At 72.1% G+C, this 17,106-nt stretch carries 20 protein-coding genes; 13 read left to right on the top strand and 7 right to left on the bottom strand.

The window, feature by feature from the left end; all coding sequences use genetic code 11:
* Positions 1 to 26: 26 nt before the first annotated feature.
* Entirely contained in the window at positions 27 to 575 is a 549-nt protein-coding gene (locus ACYVOM_RS20495) for a YceI family protein (protein WP_460305032.1), read from the top strand.
* A gap of 182 nt (positions 576 to 757) precedes the next feature.
* Positions 758 to 1,396: an HAD family hydrolase gene (locus ACYVOM_RS20490; protein WP_460305031.1), complete on the top strand. Its 639-nt coding sequence runs from the start codon at positions 758 to 760 to the stop codon at positions 1,394 to 1,396.
* A gap of 607 nt (positions 1,397 to 2,003) precedes the next feature.
* Here the strand turns inward: ACYVOM_RS20490 and ACYVOM_RS20485 are convergent.
* Positions 2,004 to 2,648, bottom strand: coding sequence for a response regulator (locus tag ACYVOM_RS20485; RefSeq protein ID WP_460305030.1), 645 nt, complete (start codon positions 2,646 to 2,648; stop codon positions 2,004 to 2,006).
* Positions 2,645 to 3,688 carry a sensor histidine kinase gene (locus ACYVOM_RS20480; RefSeq protein ID WP_460305029.1) on the bottom strand — a complete coding sequence of 348 codons (1,044 nt, stop codon included), beginning with the start codon at positions 3,686 to 3,688 and terminating at the stop codon, positions 2,645 to 2,647. The genes ACYVOM_RS20485 and ACYVOM_RS20480 overlap by 4 nt, the downstream gene beginning before the upstream one ends.
* Before the next feature lie 250 nt (positions 3,689 to 3,938).
* Between ACYVOM_RS20480 and ACYVOM_RS20475 the strand changes: the two genes are divergently transcribed.
* Positions 3,939 to 4,646 (top strand): DUF2306 domain-containing protein, encoded by a 708-nt coding sequence (locus ACYVOM_RS20475; RefSeq protein WP_460305028.1) that lies wholly within the window; start codon positions 3,939 to 3,941, stop codon positions 4,644 to 4,646.
* A 277-nt stretch (positions 4,647 to 4,923) separates the two neighbouring features.
* Here ACYVOM_RS20475 and ACYVOM_RS20470 read toward each other — a convergent pair whose 3' ends face one another.
* Genes ACYVOM_RS20470 through ACYVOM_RS20460 form a run of 3 tightly spaced genes read right to left on the bottom strand, consistent with a single transcriptional unit; the run spans position 4,924 to position 5,889 of the window.
* On the bottom strand, positions 4,924 to 5,490 hold the full coding sequence (locus ACYVOM_RS20470) for a hypothetical protein (RefSeq protein ID WP_460305027.1): 567 nt from the start codon (positions 5,488 to 5,490) through the stop codon (positions 4,924 to 4,926).
* A 5-nt stretch (positions 5,491 to 5,495) separates the two neighbouring features.
* Positions 5,496 to 5,669, bottom strand: a complete 174-nt coding sequence (locus ACYVOM_RS20465) for a hypothetical protein (protein ID WP_460305026.1) — start codon at positions 5,667 to 5,669, stop codon at positions 5,496 to 5,498.
* A 7-nt stretch (positions 5,670 to 5,676) separates the two neighbouring features.
* Positions 5,677 to 5,889 (bottom strand): HGxxPAAW family protein, encoded by a 213-nt coding sequence (locus ACYVOM_RS20460; protein WP_460305025.1) that lies wholly within the window; start codon positions 5,887 to 5,889, stop codon positions 5,677 to 5,679.
* 106 nt (positions 5,890 to 5,995) lie between these two features.
* Between ACYVOM_RS20460 and ACYVOM_RS20455 the strand changes: the two genes are divergently transcribed.
* The 10 genes from ACYVOM_RS20455 (at position 5,996) to ACYVOM_RS20410 (ending at position 15,018) form a co-directional block, all read left to right on the top strand.
* Positions 5,996 to 6,832 carry an alpha/beta fold hydrolase gene (locus tag ACYVOM_RS20455; RefSeq protein WP_460305024.1) on the top strand — a complete coding sequence of 279 codons (837 nt, stop codon included), beginning with the start codon at positions 5,996 to 5,998 and terminating at the stop codon, positions 6,830 to 6,832.
* Positions 6,833 to 6,844: 12 nt separating this feature from the next.
* Complete coding sequence (locus ACYVOM_RS20450) at positions 6,845 to 7,501, top strand: dihydrofolate reductase family protein (protein WP_460305023.1); 657 nt, start codon at positions 6,845 to 6,847, stop codon at positions 7,499 to 7,501.
* A gap of 14 nt (positions 7,502 to 7,515) precedes the next feature.
* On the top strand, positions 7,516 to 8,151 hold the full coding sequence (locus tag ACYVOM_RS20445) for a GntR family transcriptional regulator (RefSeq protein WP_460305022.1): 636 nt from the start codon (positions 7,516 to 7,518) through the stop codon (positions 8,149 to 8,151).
* Between the two features lie 118 nt (positions 8,152 to 8,269).
* The gene (locus ACYVOM_RS20440; protein ID WP_460305021.1) at positions 8,270 to 8,935 is read left to right on the top strand and encodes a cysteine hydrolase family protein; all 666 of its coding nucleotides are present in this window, start codon (positions 8,270 to 8,272) and stop codon (positions 8,933 to 8,935) included.
* Positions 8,932 to 10,560, top strand: coding sequence for a SulP family inorganic anion transporter (locus ACYVOM_RS20435; protein WP_460305020.1), 1,629 nt, complete (start codon positions 8,932 to 8,934; stop codon positions 10,558 to 10,560). The genes ACYVOM_RS20440 and ACYVOM_RS20435 overlap by 4 nt, the downstream gene beginning before the upstream one ends.
* 20 nt (positions 10,561 to 10,580) lie before the next feature.
* Positions 10,581 to 11,252 (top strand): biuret amidohydrolase, encoded by a 672-nt coding sequence (gene biuH / locus ACYVOM_RS20430; protein WP_460305019.1) that lies wholly within the window; start codon positions 10,581 to 10,583, stop codon positions 11,250 to 11,252.
* Positions 11,249 to 12,688 carry an allophanate hydrolase gene (gene atzF, locus ACYVOM_RS20425; protein WP_460305018.1) on the top strand — a complete coding sequence of 480 codons (1,440 nt, stop codon included), beginning with the start codon at positions 11,249 to 11,251 and terminating at the stop codon, positions 12,686 to 12,688. The genes biuH and atzF overlap by 4 nt, the downstream gene beginning before the upstream one ends.
* The gene (locus tag ACYVOM_RS20420) at positions 12,675 to 13,136 is read left to right on the top strand and encodes a PPC domain-containing DNA-binding protein (RefSeq protein WP_460305017.1); all 462 of its coding nucleotides are present in this window, start codon (positions 12,675 to 12,677) and stop codon (positions 13,134 to 13,136) included. The genes atzF and ACYVOM_RS20420 overlap by 14 nt, the downstream gene beginning before the upstream one ends.
* Positions 13,137 to 13,195: 59 nt before the next feature.
* Positions 13,196 to 13,867: a TetR/AcrR family transcriptional regulator gene (locus tag ACYVOM_RS20415; protein ID WP_460305016.1), complete on the top strand. Its 672-nt coding sequence runs from the start codon at positions 13,196 to 13,198 to the stop codon at positions 13,865 to 13,867.
* Positions 13,828 to 15,018 (top strand): NADH:flavin oxidoreductase, encoded by a 1,191-nt coding sequence (locus tag ACYVOM_RS20410; protein WP_460305015.1) that lies wholly within the window; start codon positions 13,828 to 13,830, stop codon positions 15,016 to 15,018. The genes ACYVOM_RS20415 and ACYVOM_RS20410 overlap by 40 nt, the downstream gene beginning before the upstream one ends.
* A gap of 58 nt (positions 15,019 to 15,076) precedes the next feature.
* Here ACYVOM_RS20410 and ACYVOM_RS20405 read toward each other — a convergent pair whose 3' ends face one another.
* The gene (locus ACYVOM_RS20405) at positions 15,077 to 15,670 is read right to left on the bottom strand and encodes a hypothetical protein (RefSeq protein ID WP_460305014.1); all 594 of its coding nucleotides are present in this window, start codon (positions 15,668 to 15,670) and stop codon (positions 15,077 to 15,079) included.
* A gap of 188 nt (positions 15,671 to 15,858) precedes the next feature.
* Entirely contained in the window at positions 15,859 to 17,022 is a 1,164-nt protein-coding gene (locus ACYVOM_RS20400) for a glycosyltransferase 87 family protein (protein WP_460305013.1), read from the bottom strand.
* Between the last annotated feature and the right edge of the window lie 84 nt (positions 17,023 to 17,106).

Below are 17,106 nucleotides of genomic sequence, written 5' to 3'. Positions count from 1 at the left end.
CTGAACGACGACAAGAGGAGCCAACGATGTCCGACCTCTCCGAGCTCACCGGTACCTACACCCTCGACCCGGCCCACACCCGGATCGGTTTCTCCGCCCGCCACGCCATGGTCACCAAGGTCCGCGGCGCGTTCAACGAGTTCTCCGGCACCGCCCAGGTCAACGGCTCGGACCCGGCCGCCTCCTCCGTCGAGCTGACCATCGCCACCGGCAGCATCGACACCCGCAACGCGCAGCGCGACGGCCACCTGAAGACCAACGACTTCCTCGAGGTCGAGGCCCACCCGGAGATCACCTTCAAGTCCACCTCGGTGGAGCAGGTGAAGGACGACGTGTTCCGCGTCACCGGCGACCTCACGATCAAGGGCGTCACCAAGTCCGTCACGGTCGACTTCGACTACCACGGCGCGGCCAAGGACCCGTTCGGCAACCAGCGGATCGGCTTCGAGGGCTCGACCACGATCAACCGCAGCGACTTCGGCGTGAACTTCAACGCCGCGCTGGAGACCGGCGGCGTGCTGGTCAGCGAGAAGATCAACCTGGAGTTCGAGGTCTCGGCGATCAAGAACGCCTGATCGCGCAGCTCGCACGCCGACGGGCGGCGGCCTCCGGAGACGGGGGCGCCGCCCGTCGGCGTTCCCGCAAGTCATGGCTCCCGCAAGTCATGGCTCCCGCAAGTCATGGTTTCCGCAGGTCATGGTTTCCGCAGGTCATAAAGGTGAAGCGGGCACGTTTCGGCAGTGCCTAGAATGCTGCGGTGCGTCACATCGTGTGGGATTGGAACGGAACACTCTTCGACGACCGCGACATCGTGCTCGACGCGAGCGCCGCGGCGTTCCTGGGGACGGAGGCCGAGGGAGTCTCCGCGGCGGAGATCCACGCGGCCTACACGCGGCCGATTTGGGTGACCTACGAGCGGCTCCTCGGCCGCCCGCTGCGCGAGGGCGAGTGGGAGCGGATGGACGGCGCCTTCCACGTCAGCTACGAGCAGCTCATGTCGAAGGCGCCTCTCACGGCCGACGCACGCGCGGCCCTCGACTTCGTCACCGGCAGGGGCGCCGGCCAGTCGATCCTGTCGATGGCCGGGCACGACCAGCTCACCTCGCTCGTCGCGGGCTTCGGCATCACCGGCCACTTCACCCGCGTCGACGGCCTCACCGGCCCGCCCGGCGGCGGGAAGGCCGAACACCTGGCCCGGCACGCCGCGGCCCTCGGCGTCGCCCCCGCCGACCTCACCGTGATCGGCGACGCAGCCGACGATGCCCTCGCCGCCGCCCACATCGGCGCCCAAGCCGTCCTCTACACCGGCGGCATGCAACGCCGCATCGACCTGGAATCCACCGGCGCCCCCGTCGTGGACACCCTCCTCGAAGCCCTCTCCCTGGTCCGCCTCTGACCCCACCGGCCCTCTCGGCCCGAGTCCGGGCGGGCTCGGCCGAGCGGCCGCCTGCCCGCGGCACCCCGGGGCCGCCGCGGGGCGGCAGCGTCGGCCGTGCGGCCGTCGAGACCGACCGTCCCACGCCCGCACATCCGTTCGTGGCTCCGCCCGGCTCCCCAGCGCCTGCCGCCCACAGCGCTCCTGCCCACGAAACGGGATGGCCACGGCCTGGCCAACGGTGGCCGCGCGAGGGGGCCCAGGATGGCTCGCAGCACCCGTGACGCGGTCGGTTCGGCCGGGCCGATGAGGCCGTGCCTGCGGTGGGGTTGAGCGGACGGCTCGCAGCGCCCGCGATGCGTGCTCGCTCGGCTGGCCGAGCAGGCCAGCAGCCACGGTCGGGTTGAGCGGACGGCTCACAGCGGCTGCGACGCGGCTGGCCGGGCACGCCCGTGCCCCGGCGACACGGCCTGGCTGGGCTCGCCGAGTATGCGTCAGGCCCGGGCGGCTGACGAAGGCCTCGGCGAGCGTGCGGATACCCGACCTGCCTGTTCTCGTTCTCGTCGACGGGCCTCCTTTCCTTCGTTTTCGACGAGCCGCTCGTGTGGGTGGCGGGGGCTCGTCTGGGTCAGTGGAGGCCTGGGAAGCCTGTGCGGTAGGCCCAGGCGGTGGCTTGGGTGCGGTCGCGGGCGCCGATCTTGAGTAGGACCGACTTGATGTGGGTTTTCACTGTTTCCAGGGAGACGCCCAGGGCGTCGGCGATTTCGGGGTTCGACAGGCCGCGGGCGAGTTCGCGCAGGACCGCCGACTCCCGTTCGGTGAGGGGCACCGGGAGAGGCGCGGGCCTGGGGCGGGCGGCGAGGTCACGCAGCAGACGGCGGGTGACCTGGGGCGAGAGGACCGCGTCGCCGCGGGCGACCGAGCGCACCGCGGCGACGATCTCCTCGGGGGTGGCGCGTTTCAGGAGGAACCCGTCGGCGCCGGCGGAGATCGCCCCGTCCACGATCTCGTCGAGATCGAAGGTCGTGAGGACGAGGACGCGGGGATGCGGCGCGGGCTGCGCGAGGATCTCGCGGGTCGCCTGCACTCCGTCGCGACCCGGCATGCGCACGTCCATCAGCACCACGTCGGGCCTCGTCGCCCGGACGCCCTCGATCGCGTGGTGCGCGTTGGCTGCCTCTCCGACGACCGTGATGTCGGGTTCTGCGGCGAGCAGGGCGCGGAGCGTGCTGCGGACGAGCGGATCGTCGTCGGCGAGGAAGACGCGGATCATGCCGCCTCCGGAAGGACGACGCGGACGGTGAAACCCTCCGGCGTGGCGCACGCGTGGAACTCCCCGCCCGCCTCGGCCGCCCGGCGCCGCATCCCGGCCATGCCGCGGCCCGGCTCGGGATCGGCGAACCCGGTGCCCTCGTTGACGACGTCGAGTCGCACCCGGCCGTCGCCGCGGGCGAGACCGATCCGGATCCGGCCGGACTCCGAGTGCCGCAGCGCGTTCGTGACCGCCTCCTGGACGATCCGGTGCAGCGCCCGCGCGGTCTGCGCGCCGAGCGCGGCGCCGCCGAGGTCGACGTCGAGATCCAGTTCCCGCCCGGCGGCCCGCACCCGCTCGGCCAGGGCCGACAGATCCGGTGGGCTGGTCGCACGGCCGTCCAGGGCGCGCAGGACCTGGTCGAGTTCCTCCAGCGCCCCGCGGCCGAGGGTCTCGATGTGCCGCAGCGCCTCACGGCCGAAGGCGGGATCGCTCGGGAACACCTTGCGCCCGACCGACGCCTGCATGACCATCACCGTGACGGCGTGGCCGAGCGCGTCGTGCAGTTCGCGGGCGAGCCGGGAGCGCTCCTCCAGCAGCAGCCTGGCCTCGGCCTCCGCGGCGTAGGCGCGGCGGCTGCGCAGCGCGTCGCCCCCGACCGTGGCGATGAGGAAGCCGACGGCGATGCCCGAGAGCGTCTCGCCGGGCGCCCGGTCGAAGGCGAGGAACCCCGCGAGCCCCAGCAGGAACACGCCCACCGAGGCGGCGCGCCGCCGTGGCTCGTCGTAGCGGGAGAAGCAGGCGCACAGCGCGATCCAGAGCGGCCAGTGCACGAAGGTCGCCGGGAAGTGCGCGGCGGCGTTCGCGACGAGAACCGCGCAGGTGGCGGCGAGCGCGGCGATCGGCGAGGTCCGCAGGAACCCGAGGGCGAGCACGGAGAACGCGAACAGCACCCAGCCCAGGGCGTCAGGTTCCCGGTACGGAGGCTCGGCCGGGGTGAGGATGCCGACGACGACGGCGAACGTCGCCACGCCTAGCCCGACCGCGTTCGGTATGCGCATAGCCGCATCCTGCACCGGCGACCGGGCCGCCGCATCACTCACGTGAGGGAGGCGCCGTTGCGGCAGAGGGACGAACTCCCGCGAGCGGGGAATCGCGGGCGAGGAAGCGGCGGCGGTCGCGGATTCGGACGGGTGCATGCGGGGTCGTCGCGTGCTTGGGGAGTCCTCTGGGGCGATGTCGACGCCGGCGGGACGCATATCCCTCACGTGAGGGAGGCGCGGGCGTCGCGCGGTTTTCTACGGTGCCGCCATGAAGACGACGCAGCCGCCCGTCAGTCGGGCACGTACCGCAGGTTGGTGGTGGTTCGCGCTGACCGCCGCGGCGATCGCGGTGTACGCGCCCTTGCCGTATCTGACCGCTTCGCTGGAGCAGCTCGCCCGCGACGACGTCGGGCTCGCCGCGCACTACGCGGCCAAGCCCGCCTGGGTGCGCGCCGTGCTGCTCGTCCACGCGGTCTGCGGAGGAGCCGCGCTGCTCCTCGGCCCGCTCCAGTTCGCGGCGCGCGTGCGTGGGAGAGCGCCGCGCCTGCACCGCGCGGTCGGTCGGGTGATGCTCGCCGCGATCGTCGTCGGCGGGATCGCGGGCCTGCTCCTCGCGCCGTTCTCCTTCGAGGGAGCGGTCGGCACCGTCGGATTCGGCTCGCTCGCCCTGCTGTGGACGGCCTGCGCCGTCCTCGCCTACCGCGCGATCCGGCGCGGAGACGCGGCGGCACACCGCGCCTGGGCGATCCGCCTGTTCTCCCTCACCTACGCCGGTGTCACCCTGCGCCTGTGGGTGCTCCTCCTCATGCCGATCCTCGCCGCCACGGGCGTCCCCGAAGACGCCCTCTTCGAACGCGCCTACACCCTCGTCCCGTTCCTCTCCTGGATCCCCAACCTCCTCACCGCAGAACTCCTCCTCCGCCGTCGACCACCCACCCGCCCGACCCCGGCCGTCTCGACCGCCCCGACAAGCTGAGCCCGAACGCCTCGACGCCATCGGCCGCCGCCTGGTGCGGGCGCCTGCATATCAGGGCGCGCCGACGGGCGGCGGGCCGCGGCGGCGCCCGCGCTGGCCCGCGGCCTTCGTCGCGACCTGACCAGGAGCCACCACCCCGGGCAAAATGCCGGGTCGGTCGGGTTGCAGGGGGCCGTCCAGATCGGTGGGTGGGCGCGTAAGTCCCGGGCGGGGGTGGAGGACTGCGCGCCGCCGGGGGGAGGGCCGTTGCACTGCTCGCTGAGTGGGGCGCGGGGCGTCAGGCGCGGCGGTAGGTCCAGGTGCCCTTGAAGGTGCCGGAGGAGGAGGTGGTGTTCTGGCTGAGCTTGAGGGTGGTGGAGGTGCAGGTGAGTTTGGCGTTGTGGGGGACGCCGGTGAACTCGTCGGTCTTGAGGAGGGAGGCGAGGTCCCGGGGGGACGGGTCCAGGTTGAGGGGGGAGGTCTGGCGGAGCTTGAGGGTGGCGTTCCCGGCGGCGGTGGAGACGGTGCCGGTGAGGCGGGTCGTGGAGAACTTCGCCTTCATGCGCAGCGTGCCGCGGTACAGGAGCCAGCCCGTGACGGGGGCGCCGCCGGAGGTGCCGGTCTCGGTGAGGCGGGCCGAGCCCGCGTAGCGGAAGACCGCCTTGCCGCCGCCGAGGGTGAGGGTGGCGCCCTTGCCGCCGATGATCCGCAGCTTGGTGGCGGACTGCCGGACGGTCAGGTCGGCCTTCGTCAGGCGCCAGGTGTCCTGCGCGCACTTGGCGGCCGCCGCGGCGGGCGCGGGGACGGCGAGGACCGTGCCCGCCAGAGCGAGCACGGTCGTGATGAGCGCGGGCCTTCCCCTCAACGAGATCAGGAGAACTTCAGCAGCACCAGGGCGACGAGGTGCGCCACAAGGGTGATCGTGATCAGGCTGATGAAGATGAACTTCGCCGGCCCGTGCTCGAAGTACTTGCCTTCGGCCAGCGGGGGCCGTTTGGCCTGCCGGAAGGCGATCTCCTCGTCGAGGGAACGACGGTGGAACATCGCTACATCAGAGCTTCGGCGGGACGGCGACGACGACGTCGGCCATGATCCGGAAGACGACTCCGAGGACGCCGGCCACGGCCAGGACGACGAAGCCTGCGGCGAACATCGCCCAGCTGCCCAGGGGCAGGCCGACACCGGCGACGATGGAGCCGACGAGGGCCACGGCCACGACGACCCAGGACTTGGCCTCTCCAGCGTGCGAACCACCAGCGGACATGTGTTGAGCCTCTTTCGTCATGGTCGTGTAAATCTCTTCCAGTGTACCGGCGAGGTCTGGTGTCGCCGACTTGACCCACCAGGTGCGTGGCCCTCTAATTGGCAATATGTCCAACAAAATCGTCCACGGTGACGGCGTCGACCTGGCGGTCCAGGTCCAGGGTGATCCCGAGGGTCCGACGGTCCTCCTCGTGCACGGCTATCCCGACACCCACACCGTCTGGGACGGGGTCGCCGCACACCTCGCCGAGCGGTACCGGGTCGTCACCTACGACGTGCGCGGCGCGGGCGCGTCCGGCCGTCCGCGGGGGCGGGAGGCCTACCGGTTCGTCCACCTCATGAACGACATGCGCGCGGTGGTGAAGGAGGTCAGCCCGGACGCCCCCGTGCACCTCGTCGGCCACGACTGGGGGTCGATCCAGGGCTGGGAGGCGGTGACGACCATGCCTGAGCTGTTCGCCTCCTACACCTCGATCTCCGGCCCGTGCCTGGACCACGCGGGCCGCTGGAGCCGGGCGTTCGCGGGGACGGCCAAGGGCCTGAGGCAGACGCTGCACTCCTGGTACATCGCGTTCTTCCACCTGCCCGTCCTGCCGGTCCTCGCCTGGCGGACGGGGTTCGCCCCCAGGGTCGTCGCGCTCTTCGAGGGGATGCGCGAGCCGCACTTCGGCCCGACGGTCGCCCTGGACGGTGAGTACGGCGTGCAGCTCTACCGGGCGAACATCCTGCCCCGCATGCGGCGGCCCCGGGAGCGGCGCACGGACGTCCCGGTGCAGCTGATCGTCCCCGAGTACGACGCCTTCGTGACGCCCGCGCTCGCCGCCTCGGCCCTGCCCTTCGCGTCCCGGATCACCAAGGTGCCCCTCAAGGCGGGCCACTGGGCGCCGGTGGTCCGCCCGAAGAGGATCGCCGACCTCGTCGACGGGCACATCGGCGCGATCTGAGACCCTGGCGGGATGCGTGATCTTCCACCCGAGCTGCTCACCGACTACGCCCACCCCGACGGGCCCTGGCTGCGCGCCAACATGATCGCCAGCGCGGACGGCGCGGCGACGCGCGAGGGCCTGTCGGGAGGGCTCGGCAACGAGACCGACCGGCTGCTGTTCCAGGCGCTGCGCGGGTTCGCCGACGCGATCGTCGTCGGGGCCGAGACCGTCCGCGCCGAAGGGTACGGGCCGGCCTCGGTCCCGCTGGCGATCGTGTCGCGCTCGCTCGATCTCGACTTCGCCTCACCCCTGTTCGAGTGCAGGACGATCCTGCTCACCGTGGCCGGGGCGCCGCGGCTGGCCGAGGCGCGCGAGCACGCCGAGGTGATCGTCGCGGGGGAGGAGTCGGTCGATCTCACGGCGGCCGTCGACGCGCTGCACGGCCTCGGTCTGACGAAGCTGCTGTGCGAGGGCGGCCCGACGATCCTCGGCGGGATCGCCGCCGCGGGCCTGCTCGACGAGCTGTGCCTCACGCTCTCGCCGCGCCTCGTCGGCGGGGCCGCACCCCGGATCGTCCGGGGTCCGGCGCTGGACGAAGGGATGACGCTCGCGGCGGTAAGGCAGGATGGAGACCATCTCTTCCTGAGATACCGCAAGGCCGCGCCGGGCGCGGCGGCGCAGCGATGAGGGGAGTCGGCCGCATGGACGCGCTTCACCCGCCCAGCCTTGTCGAGCTGGTGATGGAGCGGGTCAGGGCCGACATCCTCTCCGGCGCGCTCGCCTCGGGCGAACGCCTGATCGAGGAGCAGCTCACGGCCCGCTTCGGGATCAGCCGGGCACCGCTGCGCGAGGCGCTGCGGCTGCTCGGCCAGCAGGGCCTGGTGGAGCATCTGCCCCGGCGGGGCGTGCGGGTGGCCGAACTGTCGGCCGGGGACGTCGACGAGCTGTTCGGGCTGCGCGACGTGCTGGAGAGGTACGCGGTCGAGATCGCGCTGCCCGGTCCGGTGGTGCTCGGCGACCTCGCCGAGGCACTGGAGAGCATGGACGCGGCCGCGCGAGCGGGCGATCTGCTCGCCGAGAACGACGCGCACCACAGGTTCCACCTCGCGGTGGTCTCCCTCGCCGGGCACCGCCAGCTCCTCCTGGCCTACGAGCCGGTGATCCTCAAGCTCCAGCTGCACATGGCCGCCAACCTGCGGCTGGAGGCCGAGGCGCTGCGCGCCCCGGAGGAAGGGGTGGCGCGGCACCGGCGGCTGTACGAGGCGATCGCGAGCGGTGACGCCGCCCTCGCGCTGGCCGCGCTGGTCTCCCACGGGGCGCGCACCTACGCGGGCTGAAGGCCGCTTCCGGCCTGCGGCTCCCCTTTAACCCCGCCGTAACGGACGGTGCCTGTCTCCGACATGTGATTGTCGACAATCGACGATCAGTGGTCCTCGGGGGAGAGAGGAACTGCCCATGAACGCGTCAGTAGAGGCCGAGCCGTATCCGTTCCGGTTCGACCTCGCCACCACCGCACTGCTGATCATCGACATGCAGCGCGACTTCGTCGAGCCCGGCGGCTTCGGCGAGACCCTCGGCAACGACGTCGGGATGCTGCGCCGGGTCATCCCGCCGCTGCGCGAGGTCCTGGACGCCGCCCGCGCCGCCGGCATGCTCGTGATCCACACCAGAGAGGGGCATCTGCCTGATCTTTCGGACTGCCCGCCGGCCAAGCTGGGCCGCGGGGAGCCGTCCCTGCGCATCGGGGATCCAGGGCCGAAGGGCCGCATTCTCATCCGCGGCGAGTACGGCCACGACATCATCGACGAACTCAAGCCCCTCCCGGACGAGACCGTCATCGACAAACCGGGCAAGGGCTCGTTCTACGCCACCGGCCTCCAGGACCTCCTGACGGCCGAGGGCATCACGAGCCTTGTCGTGACGGGTGTGACCACCGAGGTGTGCGTGCACACGACGGTCCGGGAGGCCAACGACCGGGGCTACGAATGCCTCGTCCTGTCCGACTGCGTCGGCTCCTACTTCCAGGAGTTCCAGGACGCCGGACTCGCCATGATCTGCGCGCAGGGCGGCATCTTCGGCTGGACCGCCCCCGCCAAGCCCTTCCTGGAGGCCCTGCGATGAGCACCGGCACCAAGCCCGAGCAGGCCCCCGAGCCCGCCGCGTTCAAGCTCCCGTTCTGGGTCGGCGGGGACACGAACGCCTTCTTCGGCCTCGGCTTCAACGTCATGGTCAACGTCCTGGTGCTGACCGGACTGTGCCTGGGCGTCGTGAACATCCCCGGAAGCGACGTCTACGGGGTGATTCTCCCGGCGCTGGGCATCCAGATGCTGATCGGGAACGTCTACTACACCTTCCTCGCCCGTCGTCTGGCGGCCAAGGAAGGGCGCACGGACGTCTGCGCGATGCCCTACGGGCCGTCCGTCCCGCACATGTTCATCGTGACGTTCGTGATCATGCTGCCGATCTACCTGGCCACCAAGGACCCGATCGCCGCGTGGGCGGCGGGCCTGGCCTGGTCGTTCATCATCGGCCTCATCGTCATCCTCGGCGCGTTCGTCGGCCCGTACATCAGGAAGTACACGCCCCAGGCGGCGATGCTCGGCACCCTGGCGGGCATCTCGATCGCCTTCATCTCGATGCGGCCGACGGGCCAGATGTTCGACGCGGCGTGGATCGCGCTGCCCGTCCTCATCATCCTGCTCATCGGCTTCTTCACCGACCTGAAGCTGCCGTTCGGCCTGCCCGTCGGGCTCGTCGCGCTGCTCGTCGGCTCGGCCATCGGCTGGATCGGCGGGTACATGGAGCCCGCCGACGTCACCGCCGCGGCGAAGGACATCGCGATCGGCCTGCCGACGCTCCAGATCGACCTGCTGATCGACGGCCTCAAGGAGGTCTCGCCGCTGCTCGCGACGGCCATCCCCCTCGGCATCTACAACTTCACCGAGGGCATGACCAACGTCGAGAGCGCGGCGGTCGCGGGCGACGAGTACAACCTGCGCGCGGTCCTGTTCGCCGACGGGCTCGGCGCCGTCGTCGGCGCGGGCCTCGGCTCGCCGTTCCCGCCCGCGGTGTACATCGGACACCCCGGCTGGAAGGCCGCCGGAGGCCGGACGTCCTACTCACTGGCCTCGGGCATCGTCATCGCGCTGTTCTGCTTCCTTGGGTTCTTCGCCCTGCTCGGCGCGCTGCTGCCGACGCCCGCGATCGTGCCGATCCTGCTCTACATCGGCCTGCTCATCGGCGCCCAGGCGTTCCAGGAGGTGCCGAAGGCGCACGCGATCGCGGTGGTCATGGCGATCATCCCGAACGTCGCGTCGTGGGCGGTCGGGCAGATGGACAACGTGCTGGCGGCGGCCGGGACCTCGGCCGGCGAGGTGGGTGAGGACGCGCTGCGCGGCGCAGGCGTCGTGTACGGCGGCCTCAAGCTGCTCGGCGGCGGCGCGATCCTCGCGGGCCTCGTGCTCGGCGCGATCGTCGCGTTCGTCATCGACCGGAAGTTCGTCTGGGCGGCCGGGTACGCGGCGGCGGGCGCGTTGCTGTCCTTCATCGGGCTGGTGCACGCCGAGAAGGTCGAGTGGAACGCGAGCGGCCAGGTCGCGCTCGGCTACCTGCTCGCCGGGGTCGTCCTGCTGCTCTTCGCCTTCCTCGACGGCAGGTCCGCGCCGCAGCCCGCACCCGTCGAGGCGGAGGCCGTCGATGCGGAGCCCGCACTCGAACCTGACGCGGACGTTACGGCGGCGAAATGAGTGCTCGTTACGGTCCAGTGATGGCGCAGCCTTACGCCTGGCCCTATGACGGGACGTTCACGCCGGAGAAGACCGCGGTCGTCTGCATCGACTGGCAGGTCGACTTCTGCGGCAAGGGCGGCTACGTCGACACGATGGGCTACGACCTGGAGCTCACCCGCGCGGGCCTGGCGCCCACGGCCCGGGTGCTGGACGCGGTGCGGCCGCTCGGCTTCACCGTCATCCACACCAGGGAAGGGCACCGGCCGGACCTCGCGGACTGCCCGCCGAACAAGCTGTGGCGGTCCAAGGGCATCGGCGCGGGCATCGGCGACGAGGGGCCGCAGGGGCGCATCCTCGTCCGGGGCGAACCCGGCTGGGAGATCGTCCCGGAGGTCGCGCCCCTCGCCGGCGAGCCCGTCATCGACAAGCCGGGCAAAGGCTCCTTCTATGCCACGGACCTGGATCTCCTGCTGCGGACCCGCGGCATCACGCACCTCATCCTCACCGGCATCACCACGGACGTGTGCGTGCACACGACCATGCGCGACGCCAACGACCGGGGATACGAGTGCCTGCTGCTGTCGGACTGCACAGGCGCGACGGACGTCGGCAACTACGAGGCCGCGCTGAAGATGATCACCATGCAGGGCGGCGTCTTCGGCGCGCACGCGCCCTCCTCCGCCCTGCTCGAAGCCTTGGGAGGCACATGACCGGCTCGCTGTCGGTGGCGGAGCTGTCCCGGCGCTACGGCGCCGGGACGGCCCGGCCGGAGGACGTCGTGAACGACGTCTACGACCGGATCGCCGCTCGGGGGGACGACCACGTCTGGATCACGCTGCGGCCGCGCGCGGAGGTGCTCGCCGAGGCGGCGGCCCTGCCGGACGGGCCGCTTTACGGGATCCCGTACGCGGTCAAGGACAACATCGACGTCGGGGGGCTGCCGACGACGGCGGCGTGCCCCGAGTTCGCCTACACGCCGGACGAGTCGGCCCCCGTCGTGGCGCGGCTGCGCGCGGCGGGGGCGCTGCTCGTCGGCAAGACCAACCTCGACCAGTTCGCGACCGGGCTGTCGGGGACCCGCAGCCCGTACGGGGCGTGCGAGTCACCGCTCGTGCCCGGCCTCATCTCCGGCGGGTCGAGCTCCGGCTCGGCCGTCGCGGTCGGCGCGGGCCTCGTGTCGTTCGCGCTCGGCACCGACACCGCGGGTTCCGGCCGGGTCCCCGCGGCGTTCACCGGGACGGTCGGGCTGAAGCCGTCGCGCGGGCTGGTCTCGACCCTCGGCATGGTCCCGGCGTGCGCGTCGCTCGACTGCGCGAGCGTCTTCGCCGGATCGGTCGCCGACGCCTGGACGGTCCTTGCGGCCATCGCCGGGCCGGTGCCGGGCGACCCGTGGTCGCGCGACCTGCCGGTCGGGGACCTCGCCCCGTCAGGGCCGCTGCGGATCGGGGTGCCGCGCAGGCTGGAGTTCTTCGGCGACGGGGCCGCCGCCGTCGCGTTCGACCAGGCGCTCGCCCGGCTGCGCGACCTCGGGCACACCCTCGTCCAGATCGACTTCACGCCGTTCCTCCAGGCCGGGAGGCTCCTGTACGGAGGCGCGTGGGTGGCCGAGCGCCTCACCGCGATAGGCGGGTTCGTCGCCCGCAACCCGCAGGCCGTCCATCCCGTGACGCGCCGGGTCCTGCGGCCGGGGGCGTCGATGTCGGCCGCGGACGCCTTCGCCGACGCGCACCGCCTCCAGGAGTTGCGGGCCGCGACCCGCGAGGTGTGGGACCGGATCGACGCGCTCGCCGTGCCGACCGTCCCGACCACGTTCACGCACCGGGAGATGCGCGAGGACCCGATCGGCCGGAACAAGACCCTCGGCCACTACAGCACCTTCGCCAACCTCCTGGACCTGGCCGGGGTGGCGGTGCCCGGCGGGATGACGCCCGCGGGCCGTCCGCACGGGCTGACCCTGCTCGCGCCCGCGGGCGGGGACGCGCTGCTGGCCTCGGCCGCCGCGGCCTTCACCGGGGAGGCCGTGGCCGGTCACGGGTCCGGCAGGCCGCTCCCGGCCGTCGCCCGAGAGCACCGGCCGCACGGCGGGCCCGCGCCCGACGCCGACGACCCGCCCGTCTCCCTGGAGGAAGCGCATGCGCAGCAGTGAGCTGAAACGGGGCCGCACGTTCGGCGTCGTCTTCGACCCGGGAGAGGACTTCTTCACCGCGCTGGCCGACTTCTGCAAGGCCAACGAGGTGCGGCAGGGCTACATCCCGATGTTCCTCGGCGCGTTCTCGTCCGTGGACGTCATCGGGACGTGCGAGCGGGTCGCCGACCCGATGGCGCCGGTCTGGACGAAGGTGAACGCGACGAACGTCGAGGCGATCGGGTGCGGGAGCCTCGCGTGGGACCCGGCGGAGGGCAGGGCCGTCCCGCACGTGCACGTCTCGGTCGGGCTGAAGGAGCGGTCGGCGCAGGCGCACACGAGCCACCTGCTCGGCGCGACCGTCCAGTTCGTCGCGGAGCTGCTGGTCGTGGAGGTGGCCGGGCCGGAGATCCGGCGCCCGCCGAACCCGGCGATGTACGGCGTGCCCCTGCTGGAGTTCCGCGACTGACCAAGCACCGATTCAATCAGTGATTGACACCTCCGGCGCGCCGTGGTCTGCTCAAGGGCATGACGATCGCGGACGCGCCGGACCGGCTGCTCGACGCGGCCGCGAAGCTCTTCGCCGAGCAGGGCTACGACGCGGTCTCGGTGCGCGCGGTCAACAAGGCGGCCGGCATGAACCCGGCGGCCGTGCACTACCACTTCGGGTCCAAGGAGGCCCTCGCCACGGCAGTGCTGGAGCGCGGCCTCGGCGACCTGTGGGACGCCCGGCTCGCCGAACTCGACGGGCTCCTCGCCGGATCGGACACGCACTCACTCAGCGGCGGGGCGCTGGAGTACCCGGCCGCGCCGGTGCGCGGGGAGCGGCTCGCCGCACTGCTCGTCGAACCGCTCGCCGCGCTCGCCCACGACCCCGGGCGGCGCTGGCTGGCCCGGCTGCTCGCCCGGATCGTCGCGTCCGGGCACAGGTTGCCCTGGCATTCCGCATGGTCCTTCCCCGAACCGTGGGCCGTCCTGCTGGTCCGTGCCGTCCCCGCGCTGCCGGCCGAGGAGGCCGCGCTGCGATGGCGGCTCGCCCGCGATCTCGTGCTGCACACCTACGGTGGCGCCGATGGCCCGCCCCCGCCCGCGGCGAGCGTCACAGCCTTCGTCGCCGCAGGGCTCACCGCCCCGTTCCCACCCCCCGATGGAGCGCCCCCATGTCCGACGTCCCCGAGGTCTTCGCCCCCGCCCGGCTAGGCCCGCTCACCCTCCGCAACCGGATCATCAAGGCCGCGACCTTCGAAGGCCGCACCCCCAAGGCCCTGGTGTCCGACGAACTCATCGACTTCCACCGGCGGATCGCGGCGGGCGGCGTCGCGATGACGACCGTCGCCTACTGCGCGGTCGCTCCCGAAGGCAGGACGGAGCGGCGGCAGATCCACATGCGTCCCGAGGCGGCCGAGGGGCTGACCAGGCTCGCCGAGGCGGTGCACGCCGAAGGGGCCAAGATCTCGGCACAGGTCGGGCATGCCGGACCCGTCGCGGACGCCCGTTCGAACCGGATGCCCGCGCTGTCGGCGTCCCGGCGGCTCAGCCCGCTGTCGTTCCAGTTCATCCAGGAGGCGAGCGAGGACGACCTCGCCCGCGTCACCCGCGCGCACGCCGACGCCGCCGAGATCGCCGCCGACTGCGGCTTCGACGCCGTCGAGCTGCACTTCGGCCACAACTACCTGGCCAGCTCGTTCCTGTCCCCGCGCCTGAACAAGCGCAAGGACGCCCGGGGCGGCTCGATCACCAACAGGGCGAGCGTCGCGCGCGGCATCGCCGAGGCGGTGAAGACCCGGGTCGGCGACCGCATCGCCGTGCTCGCCAAGCTCAACATGGCCGACGGGGTGCCGGGCGGCATGACCGAGGATGACGGCCTGGCCGCCGCCCGCCTCCTGGAGGGCGACGGCCACCTCGACGCCCTGGAGCTGACCGCGGGAAGCTCCTTCCTCAACCCGATGTACCTCTTCCGGGGCGAGGCGCCGGTGAAGGAGTTCGCGAACTCGTTCCGCCAGCCGGTGAAGGCGGGCCTGCGCGTCTTCGGCCGCTTCTTCCTGCACGCCTACCCCTACGAGCCCGCGTTCCTCCTGCCGATGGCCCGCCGCTTCCGCGCGGAGCTGTCGATGCCGCTCATCCTCCTCGGCGGCCTCACCGACATGCCGTCGCTGAACCTCGCGATGTCCGAGGGCTTCCAGTTCGCCGCGATGGGCCGCGCCCTTCTCAAGGAGCCCGACCTCCCGCTGCGCCTCGCCGAGGACGCCGCCACCACCTCCACCTGCATCCACTGCAACCGCTGCATGCCCACCATCTACCGAGGCACCCACTGCCCCCTGTCCGACACCTTCCAGCCCACCCTCCGCTGACCCAGGGCAGGCCGCGCCTTACGTGGGCGCGGCCTGCGCGACGACGTCGCGTGCCGCGTCAGTGCGCCGCCGCGTCCTGCACCACGGTGCGGCGCGCGGCGTGGGCCTCGGCGGGGAGAGGGTGCTCCGCGGTGTTCTTCGTGAAGGCCTCGATGGCCGCGCGGGTGGCGGGATCTGTGGAGATGTTCCAGCAGTATTCGGCATAAGCCGCCCTTTTCTCCGCAGGAAAAGTCCCGAGACCTTCGAGGAAGGCGCGGAGGGTTTCCGGGTGCTGTTCCGCGTGCGCGCGGACGCTGAACATGGCGAGTTCGAGGTGCACGGCCGCTTCGGCCGGATCGGTGATGAGCGGGATGGCCGAGGGGCCGACGGGATGGGCCTGGAAGGTGTATCCGGGCAGGTCGGTCTGGACGGGGGTCGCGTAGTAGCGGGCCGTCTTGTCGTCGGGGGTGAGGACCATGACGTGCACGGGGCGGCTGATCCGGAGCCAGAGGGAGGCCGCGTAGCGGGCGAGTTCGGCCCGCCTTCGGTCGTCGGCGGTCCGCTGGATCTCGACGATGACGCAGTGGTAGGGCGCCCGGGGCGGGCCGGCGGTGATCACGGTGTCCGGGACGAAGCCGACCGACGGTCCGCCGGTGAAGTCCGCGGATTCCACCTGGGCTCTGGAGTGCGGCGAAATATGCACGCCGCACAGGCGGTTCAGCATTTCCAGGGCCAATTCCGGGCGCTTCCGGAAGAGGTCATGGAGGGGTTCATGGTGCGATGTCGGCATGGGGGTGAAGTTAGCGGTGGTGCGGCGGGGTGAAAGGGGCTTTGAGGAATTAAGCAGAAAAGTCGCCTCTGCTAAATTCGCGCGATTGGTCCGGTTTTTGGAGTGGGAAGTTCGGTGCGGGCCCTCACCGGTGTGCGGATCGCCTGGGCGGCCATGTACGCGAGGAACAGCAGGGCGGCCGCCAGGTAGGCGTTGGCGGCGACGGTGAGGAGGCCATGGAGGCCGTATTCGGCGGGGCCGCCGTCGTGGGGGGTGAGCCACGGGGGTGCGAGGAGGAAGAGGACCGCGGCCGTGGCGGCCACGCGCGGGCTCTTCCGGGCGAGGACGAGAAGGGCGGGCAGGGCCCAGACCCAGTGGTGGGTCCAGGAGAGGGGGGAGACGAGGAGGCCCGCCACGCCGGTGACGGCCGCGGCGGCGAGCCAGTCGCCCCGGCGGGCCCAGGCCGCGGCGACGGCGACGGCGGCGATGCCGAGGGCCAGGGGAAGGAGGCGGTAGGCGTCGGGGATCTCGGCGACGCCGCCGAGGACACGGGCGGCGGCCCCGATCGGGGACTGGTTGCCGATGTAGGGGACACCCACCCGGGAGGTGTCGAGGAAGGTCCCCGTCCAATACGTCCTGGAGGCCTCGGGGGCGAACGCGAAGGCGGCGCCCGTGCAGAGCAGGAAGACCGCGCCGGCCGTCACCGCCGCCCTGACGCGTCCGGCCGCGAACAGCAGCACGATGAAGATCCCCGGGGTGAGCTTCACGGCCGCCGCGATGCCGACGCCGATCCCGGCGGACCGCCCTTCGGCCACGCGGCGCACGTCGTCCAGGACGAGGGCGAGCAGGAAGAGATTGACCTGCCCGAGGAACAGGGTGTGCCACACGGGTTCCAGCAGCAGCCCGAGCGCGACGGCCGCGGCGAGGGAGGCGCGGGAGTGCGGGCGTCCGGCGAGCCGGAGGGCGCAGACGCAGGCCCAGGCGAGGGCCGCGACGGACCCGAGCTGCCAGAGCACCCGCGCGACGGTGAGCGGCAGTGCCGACGCGGGCGCGAAGAGCAGCGCCATGAAGGGCGTGTTGGTGAACCACAGCCCGGCGTGCCGCTCGGTGTAGAGGGAGGTCCCGTCGGTGAGCGCGCCCCCGCCGAGCCAGTAGATGTGGTGGTCGAGGGACGGGTACGCGACCGCGAACACCAGCACCGCGAGCACCTCGACCGCCAGGACGGCATAAGCCGCCGTCCGCCATTTCCGCCGCACGGCTGAACCTCTCGGGAGAACGACTCAGAACGCTCTCCACGCTGTCCCGTGGGCCCTTTCCGGCGCATCGGCCCGAAGACGGCA

Source organism: Actinocorallia aurea (genome assembly GCF_054783995.1).
This window is presented reverse-complemented; position numbering and strand designations above follow the sequence as displayed.